The 20,136-nt window shown below is 53.3% G+C and carries 19 protein-coding genes and 1 tRNA gene; 12 read left to right on the top strand and 8 right to left on the bottom strand.

The genetic code is table 11. The features are described 5' to 3' along the window. The first annotated feature begins 385 nt into the window (after positions 1 to 385). The 6 genes from HV340_RS15410 to mgtE all read left to right on the top strand — a co-directional run bounded on the left by HV340_RS15410 (position 386) and on the right by mgtE (position 7,754). Positions 386 to 1,501 (top strand): porin OmpC, encoded by a 1,116-nt coding sequence (locus HV340_RS15410; protein WP_014170959.1) that lies wholly within the window; start codon positions 386 to 388, stop codon positions 1,499 to 1,501. A gap of 113 nt (positions 1,502 to 1,614) precedes the next feature. Then, complete coding sequence (apbE, locus tag HV340_RS15405; RefSeq protein WP_014170957.1) at positions 1,615 to 2,670, top strand: FAD:protein FMN transferase ApbE; 1,056 nt, start codon at positions 1,615 to 1,617, stop codon at positions 2,668 to 2,670. A gap of 72 nt (positions 2,671 to 2,742) precedes the next feature. After that, the gene (ada, locus tag HV340_RS15400) at positions 2,743 to 3,801 is read left to right on the top strand and encodes a bifunctional DNA-binding transcriptional regulator/O6-methylguanine-DNA methyltransferase Ada (protein ID WP_063924737.1); all 1,059 of its coding nucleotides are present in this window, start codon (positions 2,743 to 2,745) and stop codon (positions 3,799 to 3,801) included. After that, positions 3,801 to 4,451: a DNA oxidative demethylase AlkB gene (alkB, locus tag HV340_RS15395; protein ID WP_044857672.1), complete on the top strand. Its 651-nt coding sequence runs from the start codon at positions 3,801 to 3,803 to the stop codon at positions 4,449 to 4,451. Before ada ends, alkB begins: the two co-directional genes overlap by 1 nt. 75 nt (positions 4,452 to 4,526) lie before the next feature. Further along, positions 4,527 to 6,170, top strand: a complete 1,644-nt coding sequence (locus HV340_RS15390) for a multidrug ABC transporter permease/ATP-binding protein (protein ID WP_047742945.1) — start codon at positions 4,527 to 4,529, stop codon at positions 6,168 to 6,170. Positions 6,171 to 6,317: 147 nt separating this feature from the next. Further along, positions 6,318 to 7,754 (top strand): magnesium transporter, encoded by a 1,437-nt coding sequence (gene mgtE / locus HV340_RS15385; protein ID WP_020883169.1) that lies wholly within the window; start codon positions 6,318 to 6,320, stop codon positions 7,752 to 7,754. Here the strand turns inward: mgtE and HV340_RS15380 are convergent. Further along, positions 7,717 to 9,006 (bottom strand): SulP family inorganic anion transporter, encoded by a 1,290-nt coding sequence (locus tag HV340_RS15380; RefSeq protein WP_047742943.1) that lies wholly within the window; start codon positions 9,004 to 9,006, stop codon positions 7,717 to 7,719. The genes mgtE and HV340_RS15380 overlap by 38 nt on opposite strands. A 187-nt stretch (positions 9,007 to 9,193) precedes the next feature. Between HV340_RS15380 and mqo the strand changes: the two genes are divergently transcribed. Next, positions 9,194 to 10,846 carry a malate dehydrogenase (quinone) gene (mqo, locus tag HV340_RS15375; RefSeq protein WP_014170951.1) on the top strand — a complete coding sequence of 551 codons (1,653 nt, stop codon included), beginning with the start codon at positions 9,194 to 9,196 and terminating at the stop codon, positions 10,844 to 10,846. A 92-nt stretch (positions 10,847 to 10,938) separates the two neighbouring features. Here mqo and eco read toward each other — a convergent pair whose 3' ends face one another. Further along, complete coding sequence (gene eco / locus HV340_RS15370) at positions 10,939 to 11,448, bottom strand: serine protease inhibitor ecotin (protein WP_126547635.1); 510 nt, start codon at positions 11,446 to 11,448, stop codon at positions 10,939 to 10,941. 203 nt (positions 11,449 to 11,651) lie between these two features. Between eco and HV340_RS15365 the strand changes: the two genes are divergently transcribed. From HV340_RS15365 to HV340_RS24500, 4 genes are all read left to right on the top strand, one after another. Continuing rightward, a complete protein-coding gene (locus HV340_RS15365; RefSeq protein WP_045908702.1) occupies positions 11,652 to 11,912 on the top strand; it encodes a DUF2534 family protein in 261 nt (86 codons plus the stop codon). 136 nt (positions 11,913 to 12,048) lie between these two features. Next, the gene (locus tag HV340_RS15360; RefSeq protein ID WP_059306692.1) at positions 12,049 to 13,236 is read left to right on the top strand and encodes an MFS transporter; all 1,188 of its coding nucleotides are present in this window, start codon (positions 12,049 to 12,051) and stop codon (positions 13,234 to 13,236) included. A gap of 621 nt (positions 13,237 to 13,857) precedes the next feature. After that, a complete protein-coding gene (locus tag HV340_RS15355) occupies positions 13,858 to 14,817 on the top strand; it encodes a hypothetical protein (protein WP_059306693.1) in 960 nt (319 codons plus the stop codon). Positions 14,818 to 14,935: 118 nt separating this feature from the next. After that, positions 14,936 to 15,286 (top strand): hypothetical protein, encoded by a 351-nt coding sequence (locus HV340_RS24500; protein ID WP_025203612.1) that lies wholly within the window; start codon positions 14,936 to 14,938, stop codon positions 15,284 to 15,286. 305 nt (positions 15,287 to 15,591) lie between these two features. On the opposite strand, the gene HV340_RS15345 is transcribed toward HV340_RS24500, so the two are convergent. From HV340_RS15345 to HV340_RS15325, 5 genes are all read right to left on the bottom strand, one after another. After that, the gene (locus HV340_RS15345; protein WP_059306695.1) at positions 15,592 to 15,918 is read right to left on the bottom strand and encodes an NIPSNAP family containing protein; all 327 of its coding nucleotides are present in this window, start codon (positions 15,916 to 15,918) and stop codon (positions 15,592 to 15,594) included. Between the two features lie 124 nt (positions 15,919 to 16,042). After that, positions 16,043 to 16,282: a DinI family protein gene (locus HV340_RS15340; RefSeq protein WP_014170944.1), complete on the bottom strand. Its 240-nt coding sequence runs from the start codon at positions 16,280 to 16,282 to the stop codon at positions 16,043 to 16,045. A gap of 187 nt (positions 16,283 to 16,469) precedes the next feature. Next, positions 16,470 to 16,546, bottom strand: a tRNA-Pro gene (locus HV340_RS15335). 72 nt (positions 16,547 to 16,618) lie between these two features. Beyond that, the gene (yejM, locus tag HV340_RS15330; RefSeq protein ID WP_181216086.1) at positions 16,619 to 18,379 is read right to left on the bottom strand and encodes an LPS biosynthesis-modulating metalloenzyme YejM; all 1,761 of its coding nucleotides are present in this window, start codon (positions 18,377 to 18,379) and stop codon (positions 16,619 to 16,621) included. Between the two features lie 19 nt (positions 18,380 to 18,398). Further along, the gene (locus HV340_RS15325; RefSeq protein WP_001135586.1) at positions 18,399 to 18,626 is read right to left on the bottom strand and encodes a YejL family protein; all 228 of its coding nucleotides are present in this window, start codon (positions 18,624 to 18,626) and stop codon (positions 18,399 to 18,401) included. A 134-nt stretch (positions 18,627 to 18,760) separates the two neighbouring features. Between HV340_RS15325 and yejK the strand changes: the two genes are divergently transcribed. Beyond that, positions 18,761 to 19,768 (top strand): nucleoid-associated protein YejK, encoded by a 1,008-nt coding sequence (gene yejK / locus HV340_RS15320; protein WP_014170942.1) that lies wholly within the window; start codon positions 18,761 to 18,763, stop codon positions 19,766 to 19,768. 54 nt (positions 19,769 to 19,822) lie between these two features. On the opposite strand, the gene rplY is transcribed toward yejK, so the two are convergent. Next, on the bottom strand, positions 19,823 to 20,107 hold the full coding sequence (gene rplY / locus HV340_RS15315) for a 50S ribosomal protein L25 (RefSeq protein WP_014170941.1): 285 nt from the start codon (positions 20,105 to 20,107) through the stop codon (positions 19,823 to 19,825). Positions 20,108 to 20,136 lie beyond the last annotated feature (29 nt).

The following is a 20,136-nucleotide window of genomic DNA, read 5'->3' as shown; positions in this document are numbered from 1 at the left end:
TAGGGATAAACAGACATTCAAATCTGAATGACGGTAATAAATAAAGTTAATGATGATAGCGAGAGTTATTTTAGAGATAACGGCCGATCTTGTTTTGTCATTCAGTGCTGTAAATATTTTTAATGTAGTTTACTGAATTTAAATGTTTTTTCTTCTCGCTTGATGATAAGTGCTAAATTCTTAAGCTCTCTGTGCTTTGTAAAAGTTCCTTGATATTTACATTTTGAAACATGTTTATCGTGAAATGAAACATTTTCAAAGTTTTCGTATCATATTCCCGTTGGATTATTCTGTAATTTTGCGGAGAATGAAATTGCCGACTGGTTAATGAGGGTTAATCAGTAAGCAGTGGCAATTATAAGGCATATAACAGAGGGTTAATAAAATGAAAGTTAAAGTACTGTCCCTCCTGGTACCAGCTCTGCTGGTGGCAGGCGCAGCAAATGCGGCTGAAATTTATAACAAAGATGGCAACAAATTAGATCTGTACGGCAAAGTTGATGGTCTGCACTATTTCTCTGACGACAAGAGCAATGATGGCGACCAGACTTACATGCGTCTTGGCTTCAAAGGCGAAACCCAGGTTAACGATCAGCTGACCGGTTACGGCCAGTGGGAATACCAGATTCAGGGCAACACCTCTGAAAGCGACAACCAGTCCTGGACGCGTGTAGCGTTCGCGGGTCTGAAATTTGCTGACGCGGGTTCTTTCGATTATGGTCGTAACTACGGTGTGATCTACGACGTAACGTCCTGGACTGACGTTCTGCCAGAATTTGGCGGCGACACCTACGGTGCAGACAACTTCCTGCAATCCCGTGCTAACGGCGTAGCAACCTACCGTAACCAGGACTTCTTCGGTCTGGTTGATGGCCTGAACTTTGCTCTGCAGTATCAGGGTAAAAACGGCAGCGTAAGCGGTGAAAACGATTCCGGTCGTAGCACCCTGAAACAGAACGGTGACGGTTACGGCGCGTCTGTGACCTACAACCTGGGCGAAGGCTTCAGCATCGGTGGTGCGATGTCTTCTTCTAAACGTACTGCTGACCAGAACGACACCACTAACCTGGCGCTGAAAGGCGAAGGCGATCGTGCTGAAGTTTACTCTGGTGGCCTGAAATACGACGCCAACAACATCTACCTGGCGGCGCAGTACTCTCAGACCTATAACGCAACCCGTTTCGGTAACTCTCAGAGCAGCAGCGACATTTACGGCTTTGCTAACAAAGCACAGAACTTCGAAGTGGTTGCTCAGTACCAGTTCGACTTCGGTCTGCGTCCATCCGTGGCTTACCTGCAGTCCAAAGGTAAAGACATCGAAGGTTACGGCGATCAGGATCTGCTGAAATATGTTGATGTTGGCGCGACTTACTACTTCAACAAAAATATGTCCACCTACGTTGATTACAAAATCAACCTGGTTGATGAAAATGAATTCACCCGTCAGGCGGGTATCGGTACTGATGATATCGTAGCGCTGGGTCTGGTTTACCAGTTCTAATCGCTTCATCGTGTGACAAAGGGGGCCTTATGGCCCCTTTTTCGTGCCTTTTCGGTTCTTACAATTCACCCTTTTGGTGTACTCTTGCCGCCCTGGCATGAGGATAATAATGAATGGACATGACTTTTTTACGCGCCAGCTTCCTGGCTATACTTTTTTTCCTGACAGCATGTGACTCTTCCACGCCTGTGGCCAAAACGGATGCTCCCGCGGCGACGGTGCTGGAAGGCAAAACGATGGGCACATTCTGGCGTGTCAGCGTGATGAATCTCGATAAGACACGCGCTGACGAACTTCGCAGCAAAATTCAGTCGCAGCTGGACGCCGACGATCAGCTTCTTTCGACCTACAAAAATGACTCTGCGCTGATGCGCTTTAACCTCTCCACCAGTACTTCCCTGTGGCCGGTGAGCGAAGCAATGGCCGATATCGTGACCGAATCAATGCGCGTGGGCTACAAGACCAACGGCGCGATGGACGTGACCGTGGGGCCGCTGGTTAACCTGTGGGGGTTTGGCCCGAACAAGCAGCCTGTCACCACGCCTGACCAGGCGGCGATAGATGACGCCCGCGCCCGGACAGGGTTGCAGCACCTGACGGTGATCAACCAGTACGGACAACAGTACCTGCAAAAAGATATTCCCGATCTGTTTGTTGATCTGTCGACGGTAGGGGAAGGGTATGCGGCAGATCATCTGGCCGCGCTAATGGCCCAGGAAGGTATTTCACGTTACCTGGTGTCCGTGGGCGGCGCGTTAGTCAGCCGCGGCATGAATGCCAGCGGTAATCCGTGGCGGGTGGCAATTCAAAAACCGACCGACCAGCAAAACGCCGTACAGGCGATTGTGGATATCAACGGTCACGGTATCAGCACCTCCGGGAGCTACCGTAACTATTATGAACTCGACGGGAAGCGGATTTCGCATGTGATCGATCCGCAGACCGGTCGCCCTATCGCGCATAATCTGGTCTCGGTGACGGTCATTGCCCCCACCGCGCTGGAAGCCGATGCCTGGGATACCGGTTTAATGGTCCTCGGTCCGGAGAAAGCCAAAGAGGTGGTCCGCCAGGAAGGACTGGCTGTCTATATGATCACCAAAGAGGCTGATGGCTTCAAAACCTGGAGTTCGCCGCAGTTCGACAGCTTCCTGGTAAGTGACAAGAATTAAAAAGCAAGGTTGCGGGTTTTTAATCAGTGGCACTCGGGCACGCTGTATGTATGCTTGTAAGAGGAGCTGATGATGAAAAACCCGACCTTTACTACCGATGACGATCGCTGGCTGGCCGTGCTGGCTCGCGATCCGCGTGCTGACGATCAGTTTGTCTTTGCCGTGCAAACGACGGGGATCGTCTGTCGTCCGTCCTGCCGTGCCCGCCACGCGTTACGTAAAAATGTCCGCTTCTACCCCGATGTAGATCATGCCCTTCAGGCAGGGTTTCGCCCGTGTAAACGCTGTCAGCCGGACAAACGCGATCCGCAGGAACAGACGCTGGCAAAAGTTGAACATGCCTGCCGTCTGCTGGAGCGCGATCCCGCGTTAACGCTGGAAATGCTGGCGCAGCAGGTCGCCATGAGTCCTTTCCACTTCCACCGCTTGTTTAAGTCCGTTACCGGTATGACGCCTAAAGCCTGGCAACAGGCGGCGCGGGTACAACGCCTGCGTACCGCGCTTGCGCAGGGGGACAAAATTACCGATGCCGTGCTGGCCGCCGGGTTTCCTGACAGCAGCAGCTATTATCGTCAAGCCAACGCTGCGCTGGGCATGACGGCGAAGCAGTACCGCAAAGGGGATGTGGCCGTGCGTTATGCGATTGGTGAGTGTTCGTTAGGCCGTTGCCTGGTGGGTGAAAGCGAGCGCGGGATCTGCGCGATTCTGCTGGGTGACGACGATGCGACATTAACCGAGGAGCTTTTGACGCTGTTTCCAAAAGCAGAGCGAGAAACGCTGGAAGGAGAATTCGCCCGGCGTATTGAGCGGGTGATTAGCGCTATCGATGACCATACCGTGCCGCTGGCACTTCCGCTGGATATTCGGGGCACCGCTTTCCAGCAGCGTGTGTGGCAGGCGCTTCGTGACATTCCCCGCGGTGAAACGGCAAGTTATCGCCAGGTGGCGCAGACGATCGGTAGCCCAGGCGCTGTGCGTGCGGTGGCGGGAGCCTGTGCCGCAAATAACCTGGCCGTTATCATCCCCTGCCACCGTGTTGTTCGTCACGACGGTGCGCTTTCGGGCTACCGCTGGGGGACAGAACGAAAGGCGTTGTTACTGAAACGTGAGGCAAAGAACCCGGAGGGATAATGCTCGATCTTTTTGCGGATGCGGAACCCTGGCAGGAGCCCCTTGCGCCCGGCGCGGTGATCCTGCGCCGCTTTGCGCTTTCCCGCGCGGCGGCGCTGCTTGCCGGCATCGATGAGGTGGCGGCGGTCTCGCCGTTTCGACACATGGTGACACCCGGGGGGTACACCATGTCGGTGGCGATGACGAACTGCGGGGAACTGGGCTGGGCGACAAACGCGCAGGGCTATGTATATGCCCCGGGCGATCCTGTAACCGGCCAGCCATGGCCGCCGATGCCTGACATTTTTCGGGCGCTCTGCCATGACGCCGCCGTTGAAGCGGGCTATGCCGACTTTCGCCCGGATGCCTGTCTGATTAACCGCTACGCCGTGGGGGCAAAGCTCTCGCTGCATCAGGACAAGGATGAACCCGATCTGCGCGCGCCGATCGTCTCGGTATCCTTAGGCCTGCCCGCGGTCTTCCAGTTTGGCGGATTACGCCGTAACGATCCGCTGAAACGGCTCATGCTTGAGCACGGTGATGTGGTGGTTTGGGGCAGGGAATCGCGGCTTTTTTATCACGGCATTCAGCCCCTCAAACCGGGAGTACATCCTCAGACCGGCGAGTTCCGTCTTAACCTGACGTTCCGGCAGGCATCCCGTGGCCAATAAAAATAAGAATTATTCTTGATGTAACCGTCCGGCAGTTTAAACTGCTGGCTGATTTTTATTGCCCGGATTGCCTGCATGCAACTACTTCTCCTCGTCTGGCGTCAGTATCGCTGGCCCTTCATTGCCGTCATGGCGTTAAGCCTCGCCAGCGCCGCGTTAGGTATCGGCCTGATCGCGTTTATTAACGTGCGCTTGATTGAAATGGTCGATACCTCACTCGCCGTCCTGCCGGAGTTTCTTGGCCTGCTACTGCTGTTGATGGCGGTGACGCTCGGCTCGCAGCTGGCGCTGACGGCGCTGGGACACCATTTCGTTTTCCGTCTGCGCAGTGAATTTATCAAGCGTATTCTGGACACGCAGGTAGAACGCGTTGAGCAGCTTGGAAGTGCTTCCCTGCTGGCAGGGCTGACCAGCGACGTGCGCGCCATTACCATTGCCTTCGTTCGTCTGCCGGAGCTGGTGCAGGGCATTATTTTGACCTTTGGTTCGGCGGCGTATCTCGCCTGGCTCTCCACAAAAATGCTGGCTGTCACTGCGCTGTGGATTGTTATCACCATCTGGGGCGGTTTTCTGCTGGTGTCGCGCGTCTATAAACACATGGCGGTGCTGCGTGAAACCGAGGATAAGCTCTATAACGATTACCAGACCGTGCTGGAAGGGCGTAAAGAGCTGACCCTGAATCGCGAGCGTGCCGAGCATATCTTTAACCATCTCTATATTCCCGATGCCCGCGAATACCGGCATCACATCATTCGCGCCGATACCTTCCACCTGAGCGCGGTGAACTGGTCGAACATTATGATGTTGGGCGCCATTGGTCTGGTTTTCTGGATGGCGAACAGTCTGGGATGGGCGGATACCAACGTCGCCGCGACCTATTCACTGACGCTGCTGTTTTTGCGTACACCGCTCCTCTCCGCCGTGGGCGCATTGCCAACGTTGCTGAGCGCTCAGGTGGCGTTTAACAAGCTCAATAAATTCGATCTCGCACCGTTTAAAGCCGAATTCCCACGCCCGCAGGCCTTCCCGAACTGGCAAACGCTGGAGCTGCGTAACGTCATGTTCCGCTATCAGGACAACGCTTTTTCCGTCGGACCGGTAAACCTGACGATTCATCGCGGCGAGCTGCTGTTCCTGATTGGCGGTAACGGTAGCGGGAAATCCACGCTGGCGATGCTGCTCACCGGTTTATATCAGCCGCAATCGGGCGAGATTTTGCTGGATGGTAAAGCGCTGAGCGCGGAGAAACCAGAGGATTATCGCAAGCTCTTCTCGGCGGTCTTCACCGATGTCTGGCTCTTTGATCAGCTGCTGGGGCCGGAAGGGCAGCAGGCTAACCCTGCGCTGGTGGAGAAATGGCTTGGGCAACTGCAGATGTCCCATAAGCTTGAGCTTCAGGACGGTAAAATCCTGAACCTGAAACTCTCGAAGGGGCAGAAAAAGCGCGTGGCATTGCTGCTGGCACTGGCTGAAGAGCGCGACATCATCCTGCTTGATGAGTGGGCGGCAGACCAGGACCCGCATTTCCGCCGCGAGTTTTATCAGGTGTTACTGCCGCTGATGAAGGCGATGGGCAAAACTATTTTCGCCATCAGCCATGACGATCACTACTTCATTCATGCCGACCGTCTGCTGGAGATGCGCGACGGCAAGCTCAGCGAGTTGACCGGCGAGGAGCGCGATGCGGCGTCTCGTGATGCGGTAGCGCGCACGGCCTGATGTCTCGTCTGCCCCTCTCCAACCGGGAGAGGGGATAAAATCGCGGCCGATGTGCCGCTTTTTTATGCATCCCGTCCCGTTGTTTATTCTTATTTACATATCCCCGCGCTATGCTTAATGCCATCTCATTTCATGGATTTATGATTGATGTCGGTATTAAAGAAAAACAGCGCCCGGCAGCGTGACCAGGAACGTGCGCGTCTCATCTGGCTTCTCACGACCGATAAAGCGGTCACGTCTGCGTTACTGGGCAAACTGACCCTGGCTGAGCAATATGATGTCGGCACTTTAGCCGACGATATTGCTGAGGTAGGTGCACTGGTTGCCCATTTGCCTCCGCCCGACCTGGCGGATACCCTCGAAGCACTTCCCTCGGAAGAGCGTCACGCCTTGTGGCGTCTGGTGCAGGATCACGAGCGCGGGCAGGTGCTGCTGGAGGCGTCGGAAAACGTCTGGGATGACCTTATCGATGAGATGAGCGACCGGGATATTCTTGATGCCCTGCAAACGCTGGATATCGACGAGCAGATTTACCTTGTTCAACACCTGCCGCGTAACCTGACCGGCCGACTGCTGGCCTCGCTGCCTGCCGATGAGCGGGCGCGCGTGCGCCAGGTGATGCACTACGATAAACACAGCGTTGGCGCAATTATGGAGTTTGGCGTCATCACGGTGCGCCCGGACGTCACGCTCGGCACGGTGCAGCGCTATTTACGCCGCCTGGGCAGTATGCCCGACAACACCGATAAACTGTTCGTGACCTCGCGGGATAAAACCCTGCTCGGTGAGCTGGAGCTGAAAACGATCCTGCTCAACAGCACTCAGCGGCGGGTGAGCGAGGTCATGGAAAACGAGCCGATGGTCTTCTCGCCGGAGGATGACGCGGAAAAAGCCGCGCGTACCTTCGAACGTGACGACCTCGTGAGTGCGGCGGTCGTGGACTCGGTCGGCAAGCTGATGGGACGTCTGACAATCGATGAGATCGTTGACGTGGTCTACGAAGAAACCGATAACGATCTGCGTGCGCTTGGTGGGATCAGCGCCGAAGATGACGTCCATGCCTCCGTGGGCAAGGCGGTCAAAACCCGCTGGGCCTGGCTTGCCATTAACCTCTGTACCGCGTTTATCGCCTCCCGCGTGATTGATGGCTTCGAACACACCATTTCGCAGCTGGTCGCGTTAGCCTCGCTGATGCCGATTGTGGCCGGGATAGGCGGCAACACCGGCAACCAGACCATCACCATGATTGTTCGCGCGCTGGCGCTGGAGAACATTCAGCCGGGTAACTTTGCCTTCCTGATCTTCAGAGAGATGGGCGTGGCGCTGATTAATGGCCTGGTGTGGGGCGGAATTATGGGCGGCATTACCTGGTGGTTGTACGACGATATGGCATTAGGCGGCGTGATGATGCTGGCGATGGTGCTGAACCTGCTGGTTGCGTCGATGATGGGCGTCATCATCCCGTTGACGATGACAAAGCTCGGGCGCGACCCCGCAGTGGGGTCGAGCGTCATGATCACTGCCATCACCGATACGGGCGGCTTCTTTATTTTTCTTGGGCTGGCAACGCTTTTTCTTCTTTAACCCGACGCTTAATTCGGGCGGGAAGGAGTGCCATCACGATAATCCCGCCCAGCACACCAATGGCCAGGTTGCCGGTTGAAACCGTGGCTGCAACGGTCACCAGCATCACGACCGTTTCCGCAAGGGGGGCATTTTTCACCGTCGCGGGCTGCAGGCTATGCCAGCTGAAGGTTTTGACGGCGACAATCGCCATAATCCCGGCCAGCACGGCCATCGGGATGCGGGCCATCACTTCACTCAGCGCCGTCACCAGCACCAGAAGCACCAGACCGGCCGCAACAGTGGAAATGCGGCTGCGGCCTTTGCCCATCTCCACGTTGACGATGGTTTGACCAATCATGGCGCAGCCTGCGATACCGCCATACCAGCCGGCCAGAATGTTACCGATGCCCAGACCAATGCTTTCGCGGCGCTTGCCGGACGGGCTCGCCGTCAGCTCATCCACCAATTTTGCCGTCAGCAGCGACTCCAGCAGACCCACAAACGCAATGCTTAATGCGCATGGCCAGATAATGCTCAGCGTATCGGTGTTCAGCGGGACAAGCAGCTGCGTCAGCCCGGGCAGGCCACCGCTCATAGTGCCTTCGTCACCCACGGTCGGCAGGATTTGCCCGGTGGTCACGGTAAACAGGGTTAACACCACAATGGCAATAAGCGGCGCGGGGATACTTTTGATATAGCGGGGCACCCAGAGAACGATCAGCAGCGTCAGCACGAACAGGCCCACAATCAGCGGGCTTCGGCTCCAGAAATGGGGAACCTGGGCGAAGAAAATCAAAATACCGAGCGCGTTAACAAACCCGGTCATCACCGACTGCGGAATAAAGCGCATCAGTCGCGCCATACCGAGCACGCCGAAGAGGATCTGGATCGCCCCGGCCAGCAGAACGGCCGGCAAAATGTACTGCACGCCATGCTGATGCACCATCGGGCCAATCACCAGCGCCACGGAACCCGCTGCCGCCGTGACCATTGCCGGGCGGCCGCCGAGCACGGACAGGGCAAGACACAGCACCACGGAAGCAATCAGGCTGACTTTAGGATCAACCCCTGCGACGACAGAAAACGAAATCACTTCAGGAATAAGCGCCAGGGCAGTAATCACGCCCGCCAGCGTTTCACGCATCAGCAGCCGGGGAGAGCGTAATACCGAGGCGACATGGCCTTCATGGGGTAAAGAAGAATCGGGTAATGACATAACACTTCGCAGGTTAGGGCAGGCTTCCGTGCGCGCGATCACAAAACGCAACATACTAGCCAGAAAAGCCGCCTTTTGCCAGCCGCATAGGTAATCCCTCACAAACAATCCATCAATAAATTTCACAATTACAATAATTTCTTAACCTTTAAACACCATTTAAAAGTTGTTACCGTTCCCGCGCAGCTTTTTTCACCTGCAATTTCCACGCATCACGCACTTTTACACTAAGGCATAAATTATGAAAAAAATGACTGCCATGCTCTTGTCTCTGGCCGTGGGGCTGAATACCGTCTCAATGGCGGCAAAAGCTGACACGCCAAAAGAGCAGGAAACGGACGTCCTTTTAATTGGTGGCGGTATTATGAGCGCCACGCTGGGAACCTATCTGCAAGAACTGCAGCCGGACTGGTCTATGACCATGGTCGAGCGCCTCGATGGCGTGGCGCAGGAGAGCTCGAACGGCTGGAACAACGCCGGTACGGGCCATTCGGCACTCATGGAACTGAACTACACACCGCAGAAAAAGGACGGTTCCATTAGTATCGAGAAGGCGGTTGAGATCAACGAAGCATTCCAGATTTCTCGCCAGTTCTGGTCTCACCAGGTGAACAGCGGCGTAATGCACGATCCGCACTCCTTCATCAACACCGTGCCGCACATGAGCTTTGTGTGGGGCGAGCAGAACGTTAACTTCCTGCGTGCGCGCTATGCGGCTCTGCAGCAGAGCACACTGTTCCGCGGCATGAAATACTCCGAAGATCACGCGCAGATTAAAGAGTGGGCTCCGCTGGTCATGGAAGGTCGTGACCCGAACCAGAAAGTTGCCGCGACCCGTACTGAAATTGGTACTGACGTGAACTACGGCGAAATTACCCGCCAGCTGGTAGGTTCCCTGCAGAAAAAAGAGAACTTTAATCTGCAGCTCAGCACCGAAGTGCGTGGCTTTAAGCGCAATGCGGATAACAGCTGGAGCGTGACCGTTGCCGATCTGAAACACAATGAAGAAGAGCACGTCATCAAGGCGAAGTTTGTCTTTATTGGTGCGGGCGGCGCGGCGCTGAAACTGCTGCAGGAAACCGGTATTCCGGAAGCGGACGATTACGCAGGCTTCCCGGTGGGCGGTCAGTTCCTGGTGTCTGAAAACCCGGAAGTGGTGAATCGTCACCTGGCAAAAGTCTACGGTCAGGCTTCCGTTGGTGCGCCACCCATGTCCGTTCCGCACATCGACACCCGCGTGCTTGACGGTAAACGTGTGGTGCTGTTCGGGCCATTCGCGACCTTCTCCACGAAGTTCCTGAAAAACGGTTCCCTGTGGGACCTGCTGAGTGCGACCACCACCTCTAATGTTAAGCCCATGATGGACGTCGGTCTGGATAACTTCGATCTGGTGAAATACCTGATTAGCCAGGTGATGCTCTCTGACGATGAACGCTTTGACGCGCTGAAAGAGTACTATCCGCAGGCGAAGAAAGAAGACTGGCGTTTGTGGCAGGCGGGTCAGCGTGTACAGATCATCAAACGCGATCCGAAAGAGGGCGGTGTACTGCGTCTGGGTACCGAAGTGGTCAGTGACAAAGAAGGCACTGTTGCTGCGCTGCTGGGTGCGTCACCGGGGGCTTCTACCGCTGCGCCAATCATGCTGCATCTGATGGAAAAAGTGTTTAAAGACAAAGTTGCCAGCCCGGAATGGCAGGCAAAACTGAAAACCATTATTCCTTCTTACGGCACTAAGCTGAACGGTAACGTTGACGCGACGGAACAGGAACTGGAATACACCAGCCGCGTTCTGCAGCTGCAATATGTGAAGCCGCAAGCTGCTGCTGACGCAGCACCAAAGGCAGAGCTGAAGCCTCAGGCGGAAAACAAACCGGTCGCGGATATCGCACTCTGATGTGAAAAAGCCGGGTAGCGTTAGCGCTTACCCGGCTTATTAAACCGCACAGTATCATAGCCGGGTCAGGCGAAATCGCCACCGGCTTATCCTTAACGGACTTCTGCGGTGCCCGTCTCTTCTTCCGCCTTCCACACGCGATATTTCACTTCCACGTTTGCAGGCGTATAAACGACGATTGGCAGCTTGCTGTTATAGCGCAGCAGACTGTTGTCACCCAGATACGCGGTAACAAATTTCTTCTCTTTCTTGCCATCCGGGCAGGCCATCATGGTCGAAACCGGAGACGTCACTTTATCAAAGACGTAATAGTCGTAGCCCCAACCTTCCAGGGTTTTGCTTTCCAGCTGACCGCCCAGACGGTGCTGGTTGCAGTCCACTTCCAGCGTCTGGCCAATTAACAGTTCCACTTTGAAATTCGCTTCATCCTGCTGAGCGGGTAACTGAATGACCTGACGCTTCATCCCTTTTTCCGCTTGCGGATAAGGCGCTACTTTTTCCAGAGGCTGCGCTTTAGGGGTGTCGCTGGCGAAAGCGATGGTGCTAACGCATGCGGCGGCAATCAGGGCAATGGCAAATTTAGGTGCTTTTTTCACAGTCATTCCTTTATGTCAAACTATCAGGCACAGGTTAACATAATGTTCGTGAATGGTTAGTGTAATTTACTTACATTTTCAATATTGGCAGCGTATAAAACTCTATTCATGCGCAATGAGTGGTTGTTTGTACTGCATTGGAGTCTGACGGCAGATCGTGTTATTTTAAATACCACATAATGTTATTCATCTGTGAAGGGAAGAGAGAGATGGTACGTGCAAAACTGAAAACACCTGAAGGCCGCAAGTTCCTGTTGGCGCTACTGGTTGTGTTTATGATTGCTGCCGCGTGCGTTGGGCGGGCAACCATTGTTGGCGTTATTGAACAGTACAACATTCCTCTCTCTGCCTGGACGACCAGCATGTATGTCCTGCAATCAGCGATGATCTTTGTTTATAGCCTGGTGTTCACCGTGCTGCTTGCCATTCCGCTGGGTATTTTCTTCCTGGGTGAGCGTGATAAACACTAAACGCCTTTCCAGCGATAAAAAAGCCAGCCTGAGCGCTGGCTTTTTTATTGGCTCGTTGTTCTTCCTCAGGTTTTTTAATCCGTCGTATCCTATTCTGTAAGCAGTCAGGCCACTGTTTTCAGAGCAGGAGTTACAGATGCTTTCCAGATTTACGGTACTCAGCCGGATCCCTCGTGGGGTCTGGGTAGTGGGTGGCGTCAGTATGTTGATGGACATCTCGTCAGAGAGTATCCACAGCCTGCTTCCACTGTTTATGGTGACTACGCTTGGAACGAGCGTGTTGGTTATCGGCCTGATTGAAGGGCTCGCGGAGGCTACCGCTCTCTTTATCAAAGTCTTTTCGGGGGCGATTAGCGACTATCTTGGCAAGCGTAAAGGGCTGGCGCTACTCGGGTATGGCCTCGGTGCGCTGAGCAAACCCTTTTTCGCCCTCGCATCCTCTTCGGGGATGGTTTTAGGCGCGCGCCTGATGGATCGTGCGGGGAAGGGGATCCGCGGTGCTCCACGGGATGCACTGGTCGCAGATATCACCCCGCCGGAACTGCGCGGGGCGGCATATGGCCTGCGTCAGTCTATGGATACCACCGGCGCATTTCTGGGGCCACTACTGGCCGTGGGGTTAATGCTGCTGCTACACAATGATTTTCGCGCGGTTTTCTGGATAGCCCTGATCCCCGGCTTTCTTTCGGTTGCGCTGCTGTATTTCGGCCTGAAGGAGCCGAAAACCCCTGTCGAACATAAACGCACTAATCCCATCAAAAGAGAGAATTTAACGCGGCTGGGAAAATCGTGCTGGTGGGTCATTGGCCTGGGGGCGGTATTCACACTGGCACGTTTTAGCGAGGCTTTTCTTGTCCTCCGTGCGCAACAGTCTGGCGTTCCCCTGGCCTTAATCCCGCTGGTGATGGTGGTGATGAACGTGATCTATTCTTTCTCGGCCTATCCGTTTGGCAAACTCTCTGATGGTATGAGCCATACCCGGCTTCTGCAGTGGGGACTAGTCGTATTGATTGCCGCTGATATCGTTCTGGCCCTGAGTACCCACTGGATCGGTATTATTGTCGGCGTTGCGCTCTGGGGCATGCATATGGGGATGACTCAGGGGCTGCTGGCCGCGATGGTGGCCAAAACAGCGCCTGCGGATTTGCGCGGTACGGCGTTTGGTCTTTTTAGTCTGGTCAGCGGGGTCGGGTTACTGATGGCCAGCGTGGGTGCCGGCGCTATCTGGGAACTGTGGGGCGCAGAATATACCTTTTATGCCGGCGCGGTGATTTGTTTGCTGACGCTGCTTTATCTGCGTAAAACGCCTGCCGAAGTGCGGTAAGAATACGGTTATTAAAATGCTTGTCTTTTTTTAGTCGTACGAATCAGGGCTGGACAGCATTCATGTTGATTCAACCAGCCCTGTCATCAATTCCAATAAATTCCTGCCTCTGTAATTAGCCTCCCGCTATACCGCCTCGTTGTTCAATTATCACACCTCTTATCGCGTGAAATCCGGGCATGTATCCCTCTCTGTATTGCTGACGGTGTCTGGCTTGGGCCGTATCAGCTATGCAGGGACAGGGCGCTTTATCCAGAGGAGGGATGTTTTCGTTACGTCAATGCACGCGCACTGAAACATTATTTCACTTTTTTTATGCAGGATAATGAACCGGAAAAATTCACCGTCTGAGTGTTATTGACTAAAAAAATGATTGGTTGCGATAACAATAGAGATGTTTTGAAGCGAATTAACAGGGAAATGTAGTGGCTGAGTTGATTGTTATTTCTACGATTTGAATTAGGGATATTGATAAATATCAAATGTGTAATCGTTTACAGTCGTTATTATGCGCGGTTTGAAGTGCTTGTTTCGTTTGTTGAAAAAAGTCCCCGACATGTGCCGGGGTAGTTAATTGTTGTTTCTGTTTTCCCTTAACATAAATTAAAGGTAATTATTGTAATGAACCGCCATTCTATCATTTCTTTATCCGTAATAATTGCGCTTTCATGCGGAAGTGTGAACGCCTTCGCTTCTAATTTCATGACCATGGATGAAAAAGCCACTGCTATTCAGTCGATTCGCAATGAAGCCAATCAGGCCATGGAGGATAAGCAGGCTGCATTAAAGGCTTACAATGCCGACCGTTCACCTGAAAATATGGCCCGTTTAGGGGACATCGAAAACAGCTTACGCACTGCAGGCGATCGTATTAATGCAGTACAGGCAACTGAAACGGCTCCCGATGCGCCGCGACCTGTAACACAAAGAACGCCGCAACCCCTGCAGCAGAAAACGCCACACATTACGGGCACGACTTACCGGAACGCTGTGATTTCAATGCAGCAAGTCACAACAGGGCCAGCCTTACCTGCAGGAACTGCCGTTAACACCCCTGACGCCGCCAAAACGTCTGCAGTGGCTGCGCCACAAATCACAGGCACAACTTACCGCGCCGCAGTGGTGTCTATGCAGCAAGCGACAACAGGTCCAGCCTTACCCGCTGGCAAGGCGGTTACTGCGCCCTCGCTTACTCATACTCCAGCCACCACGAAAGCACCTGATAACGTTACAAGTGTTGCCATAACAAAAGACACGGGCTCGATTAACGTTGCTGTGTCCAGTATGAAGCCGGGGACGCCTGTTAATATCACTGTTAACGGTGTCACCACTACCACCACCGCAGGGGAGATCGCCAAAGTCGATCCGAATGTGCAAATCGCAGTTCCGCACGTAGACGCGTTGATCGTCTCTCAGCGTCAGGGAAGCGATCATAGCCGTAATAACTCACGACATGAGCATGGAACGGGGAACGGCAGCAACAATGCAGCCAACAGCAACAGCGCCCACGGCTTAGGCGGTGGCAATCATATTGGTGGTGGTAGCGCGCAGTCTGGCTCCAGAAACGTGGGTCACTGGTGATAGTCAATCTCTTGATGGGTTGGTTTTTGGGGGTTGTCAGTGGCTGGTGTATGGCTGGAATAGTGGCAAACCTGAAAGAAATCAGGCGACAACATGTCGAATTTGGGAAGTATTTTAAGTGAAACCCTTAAAAAAAGCGTTACTGATGAAAAAGGCTCAGTGGATATTAATCATTCTGGCAGCGGTGACTACTACAGGATGTTGCATTGCTTCTCAACCCGAAACGGATGCATTAAGCACCCGGCCTTTCATGGGGGGGAATGGTAAACGTGTTGCGGCAATGTCAGATTTTCAAATCTGCGAGGCGTTGGGCTATGCACAGGCCCACCACGAAACGAAAGTTTACAACACGCTTTCCGCATTGTTGGAGCAACGCCAACAGGCGGGCACGCTCAGGATCGCTCAGGGTGATTGCACCGCAGCAGCGCTAAACGTCATCAATGAGGAAAAGGCCAAAGTGAAACAGTAACGCATCAGGGGGGCCTAAACGGGCCCCTTTTTTCCCAGTGAGTTACATGACACGAAATTCCCTTTGCAGAAATACAAAAACAACCCGGAAGGATTGGTTTTCAAGAATATGTTGGTCGGAAAACGCTTCTTGGTGATGTCCTCATGTGGCTTATGAATACATTACAAACATCGCGGTGAGTTAATCAATGGGGGGCAGGGCAGGGTTAGATATGTAGTAGCTCAGACTCGTTTTGGCAGTTTCAATACACCGAACCAAACCTAATAAGGCAGTAAACGCTCAATCGGGACGTAACAGATTTGGACTTACACTCGTAGCCCATCCACACTTACTCGTGGCAGATCAATTACTGTCTTAATGCTTGTTTCGATGCAGTCAATGATGGACGCACGAGGCCCGCAGCGCCAGTCTGCGCTCGCGTAGAAAGAATTAAGCACTGTATTCATATTTTCAATACTTTCAAAGGCTCGAATGAGATAGTAGCAATCAAGATCGTGCAGAGAGTTACCAAACGACACCACATCGATGCCGTGGCGTTGATGTAGGGGAACGCTAATTTCTGCCATGACGTTATGAAAAAATGCTCCGGTGCCTTTGTGTAAATTGTATTGCAGTATCTCGACTGTTTTCATCATCACTGCTCCAGACGTTGGTGTATCGCACTAAGTCGATTGTCCAATGTTATTGTGTTACACAAAGGAAAATTATCAGCTAAAGTCCGCGCCAGTACATTCGCTATGAGGGCTTCAAAGAAATTTATTCATTTGTAAGCCACATATCAGACTCTTCAAACATATCCTCCAGCATGCGGTTCAACTTTTCACGATCGCTTTTGCTGGCATCGCTATTGAGTCCGTTAGCCTGCATAGGCTTAACCTTCACTTCAGCATCAGGGAAGATGTTATGCACTCGCTTCGTAAGCTCGGCCAATATAATTTCTCTGGCTCCATCCAGGCCCTGAACATTTCGCTTATCGTAAACCAATTCAACAAACATAAAACCTCCGTAATAACTTCAAGTGGGGGGAGGTATTTTTACTGTAAAAATATACAGCGTCAAGCGTGGCGGAGTGTTTTAAGGGGGGGTTGTCGACCGTTGGTGCTGAAACTACAGGTAATGATTCCCATCAGAAATTAAGCAATAAAAAAACCAGCCATAACCGGCTGGTTTTAAAGAGTATTTTTGGTCGGCACGAGAGGATTTGAACCTCCGACCCCCGACACCCCATGACGGTGCGCTACCAGGCTGCGCTACGTGCCGACGCATAAAAAGAATACTACTCGATTCCGTTTTGAATGCAAGGGAATCTGTTGCTAACTGGTTTATAATTAATCAGTTAGCGATAAAGCGCTTCTCATCCGTCAGAACCTGCAGCAGCAGGCTCAGCTGCGGTTTTTGGTCTTTCAACCGCTCACCCTGCAGATTATACGTCTGATACTTCCCATTGTTGTTCAGCACCAGCGTCAGCGCTGGCGTATTCACCACCAGCGTGCTCTCTCCGGCAGCCGTCACCCAGTTATGGCGGCGGGTGGCACTGAAGAGATCCTGCCCCTGTGAATACTCGTTTGCTGGCGTGCTGACGTGCAGCAGACGTTGCATCAGGGTCGTCATCACATCTTTATGTTCAGTCAGCATATTGATGCGCTGCGCCGGCGTTCCCGGCCAGTGGATCACCAGCGGAACATGCAGATTTGGACGCGACCACTCCATGCTCTTCGTTTCGTCACCCAACGGGATACCATGACCGGCCGTGACGATCACGACGGTGTTATCCAGCTTGCCAGACTCGCGCAACGCGTCGAGCACGCGGCCAATCTGTGCATCCACGTCACCGGCAGCGCGGCTGTAGCGGCGCGCAAAGCCTTTCTGATTCGTGTCCTCAAGGTTGGTGCCGTTTAAGGCAACCCACGAGAACCAGCGGTTATCTTCCTGGGCGTAGCGTTGCAGCCAGCTTATCCACTGACTGGCGGTCTGTTCATCTGTCTGGCTCTGTGCCGCCGGCAGTGAGAAGTCTGACAGCAGCGCCTGGCGATAGAGCGCGCTGTTAAAGCCATCCGAAGAGAATAGCCCTAACTGATAACCCTGCTGATTAAGTCCGGTGATCAGTGCCGCAGGAATACGGGCGGACAGCACGCCGTCCATGTATCCGGCTGAAATGCCGTAGAACAGACCAAAGATACCCGCGTCGGTCGAGTTACCGGAACTCATATGCTGTGTAAACGTCACGTTCTTACTGGCGAAACCAGCCAGAGCAGGCATCTGCTTCTCGTAACGTGAATAATTCAGTCCATCGACGGTGATTAACAGGACGTTTTGCCCGCGGCCCATATCGCGATAGCGTAGTTCGCTCAGCGGATACTGAACGCTGACCGCTTCCGGATTACCCTGTTCGACCAGACGGCGCTGATACTCCTGCGCATCCAGCAGGCCGTGTTTTTCGAGGAAACGGCGGGCCGTCATCGGATAAGAGAGCGGCAGGTTAGCGCGCTGCATGGTAATAGGGCGATAGAAGTTCGCATCCGCCCAGATATACATGATGTGCGAGCTAATAAAGGAGACGAAAAGGAGCGTCGCAACGGGTTTCGCGTAATGGCGCCGACGGGTCAGGCTGCGCAGTTTTTGCCAGCTCCAGGTGGCAAACAGCATCTCAATAAGCAGGATCACCGGAACGCTGATAAACATCAGCTGCCAGTCACGGGCCGTTTCGTTTTGATCCGGGTTGATCACCAGTTCCCAGACGATGGGGTTGAGATGCAGGTGAAAACGGGTAAAGACTTCGCTGTCGATAAGCAGCAGCGTTATCCCCGCCGTCGCGAGGATAGCGGATAAGAAACGCATGAGCCGCTGCGACATGACGATAAACGTCAGGGGGAACAGGATCAGCAGATAGGTGGCGAAAACCAAAAAGCTAAAGTGACCCACAACGCTCATCCAGGAGTAAATACGCCCGGTTAGCGTTGTCGGCCAGTCTGCGACAAACAGATAACGACAGCCAATGACCGACGCTAACAGAATGTTGAACAGGGCAAACCAGTGTCCCCAGCTGACCATCTGGGAGACTTTTTCACGGTAGCGCTGACGATTCGTCACCATAAACTGTTGTTCGTTTCCCTTAATGGGCCTGGTCGTCGCTGACGGAGGACTGTAACGCCTGGGCGAAAGATTTGGCGATCGCCTGACGCTGAGCCGGAGCAACGCTGGTATTGATAAGGTTGGTGACCATATTTCCCAAAACCATCAGGGAGAGATCGGTCGGCGTTTTATGTTTTTCCAGTACGTTGACCAGCTCACTGAGCAGTTGTTCAACGTGTTCATCACTGTAGCGGGAATGTTGTGGCATAAATCAAAATCAGTTTGTTGATGAAAGGGCAACATATTACCGTAGCGACAGCTTTTTTTCCCCTTTTTTATCTGTTGTTGCACACATGACCTGGTGGTGGTTGAATACCGCCCGGTCTAAAAGGAGAGTTTATCATGAGTCTGGAAATCAACCAGATTGCCTTGCACCAGCTTATCAAGCGTGATGAGCAAACCCTTGAAGTGGTGCTTCGCGATTCGTTACTGGAACCCACGGCGACCGTTGTGGAAATGATGGCGGAGTTGCACCGCGTCTACAGTGCTAAAAATAAAGCCTATGGTCTGTTCAGCGAAGAGAGCGAACTGGCTGATAGTCTTCGTCTGCAGCGTCAGGGCGAAGAGGATTTCCTGGCGTTTAGCCGCGCCGCCACCGGACGTCTGCGTGACGAACTGGCAAAATACCCGTTCGCAGACGGCGGTATCGTCCTGTTCTGTCACTATCGCTACCTGGCAGTAGAGTATCTGCTGGTCACCGTGCTGAACAATTTAAGCAGCATGCGCGTGAATGAGCAGCTGGATATCAGCTCTACCCACTATCTTGATATCAACCATGCGGATATCGTGGCGCGTATCGATTTAACCGAGTGGGAAACGAACCCGGAATCGACCCGCTACCTGACCTTCCTGAAAGGCCGCGTCGGTCGTAAAGTGGCTGATTTCTTTATGGACTTCCTCGGCGCCAGCGAAGGTCTTAACGCCAAAGCGCAGAACAAAGGGCTGCTGCAGGCGGTTGACGACTTTACCGCTGAAGCGCAGCTCGATAAATCTGAGCGTCAGACCGTGCGCCAGCAGGTGTACAGTTACTGCAACGAACAGCTGCAGGCGGGAGAAGAGATTGAGCTGGAGTCGCTGTCAAAAGAGCTGGCGGGCGTCAGTGAAGTCAGCTTCCAGGAATTTACTGCTGATAAAGGCTATGAGCTCGAAGAGAGCTTCCCGGCGGATCGCAGTACGCTGCGACAGCTCACTAAATTTGCCGGTAGCGGCGGTGGGTTGACCATCAACTTTGATGCCATGCTGTTGGGTGAACGCATCTTCTGGGATCCGGCCACCGATACGCTGACCATTAAAGGCACGCCGCCGAACCTGCGCGATCAGCTTCAGCGCCGCACCTCTGGCGGGAAATAACAGGCATAAAAAAAGCCCCGCAGAAGCGGGGCTTTTTTTTCGACGTGTTTGCGATTACGCGCGAACGAAGTCGATGTGAGTGACTTTTGGCTTGAACGCGTGACGCTGAACAGCCTGAACTTTCACTTTTTCTTCTTTACCGCCAACAACGATGGTCAGAACTTCGCTGTAGAATTCAGGTTTGTTCTGCAGGTTCCACACTTTGTCGTGATCCAGTTCGATTGCAACTGGAGCAGCTTCGCCACCGTAAACGATAGCCGGGAACTTGTTAGCGTTACGCAGGCGGCGGCTCGCACCCTTACCCTGCACGTTACGTACTTCTGCTTCGATAGTAAACATTGATTTCTCTCTGTATTTTAAACCCTACT

Source organism: Enterobacter sp. RHBSTW-00975 (assembly GCF_013615235.1).
GTDB classification, from domain to species: domain Bacteria; phylum Pseudomonadota; class Gammaproteobacteria; order Enterobacterales; family Enterobacteriaceae; genus Enterobacter; species Enterobacter ludwigii.
This window is presented reverse-complemented; position numbering and strand designations above follow the sequence as displayed.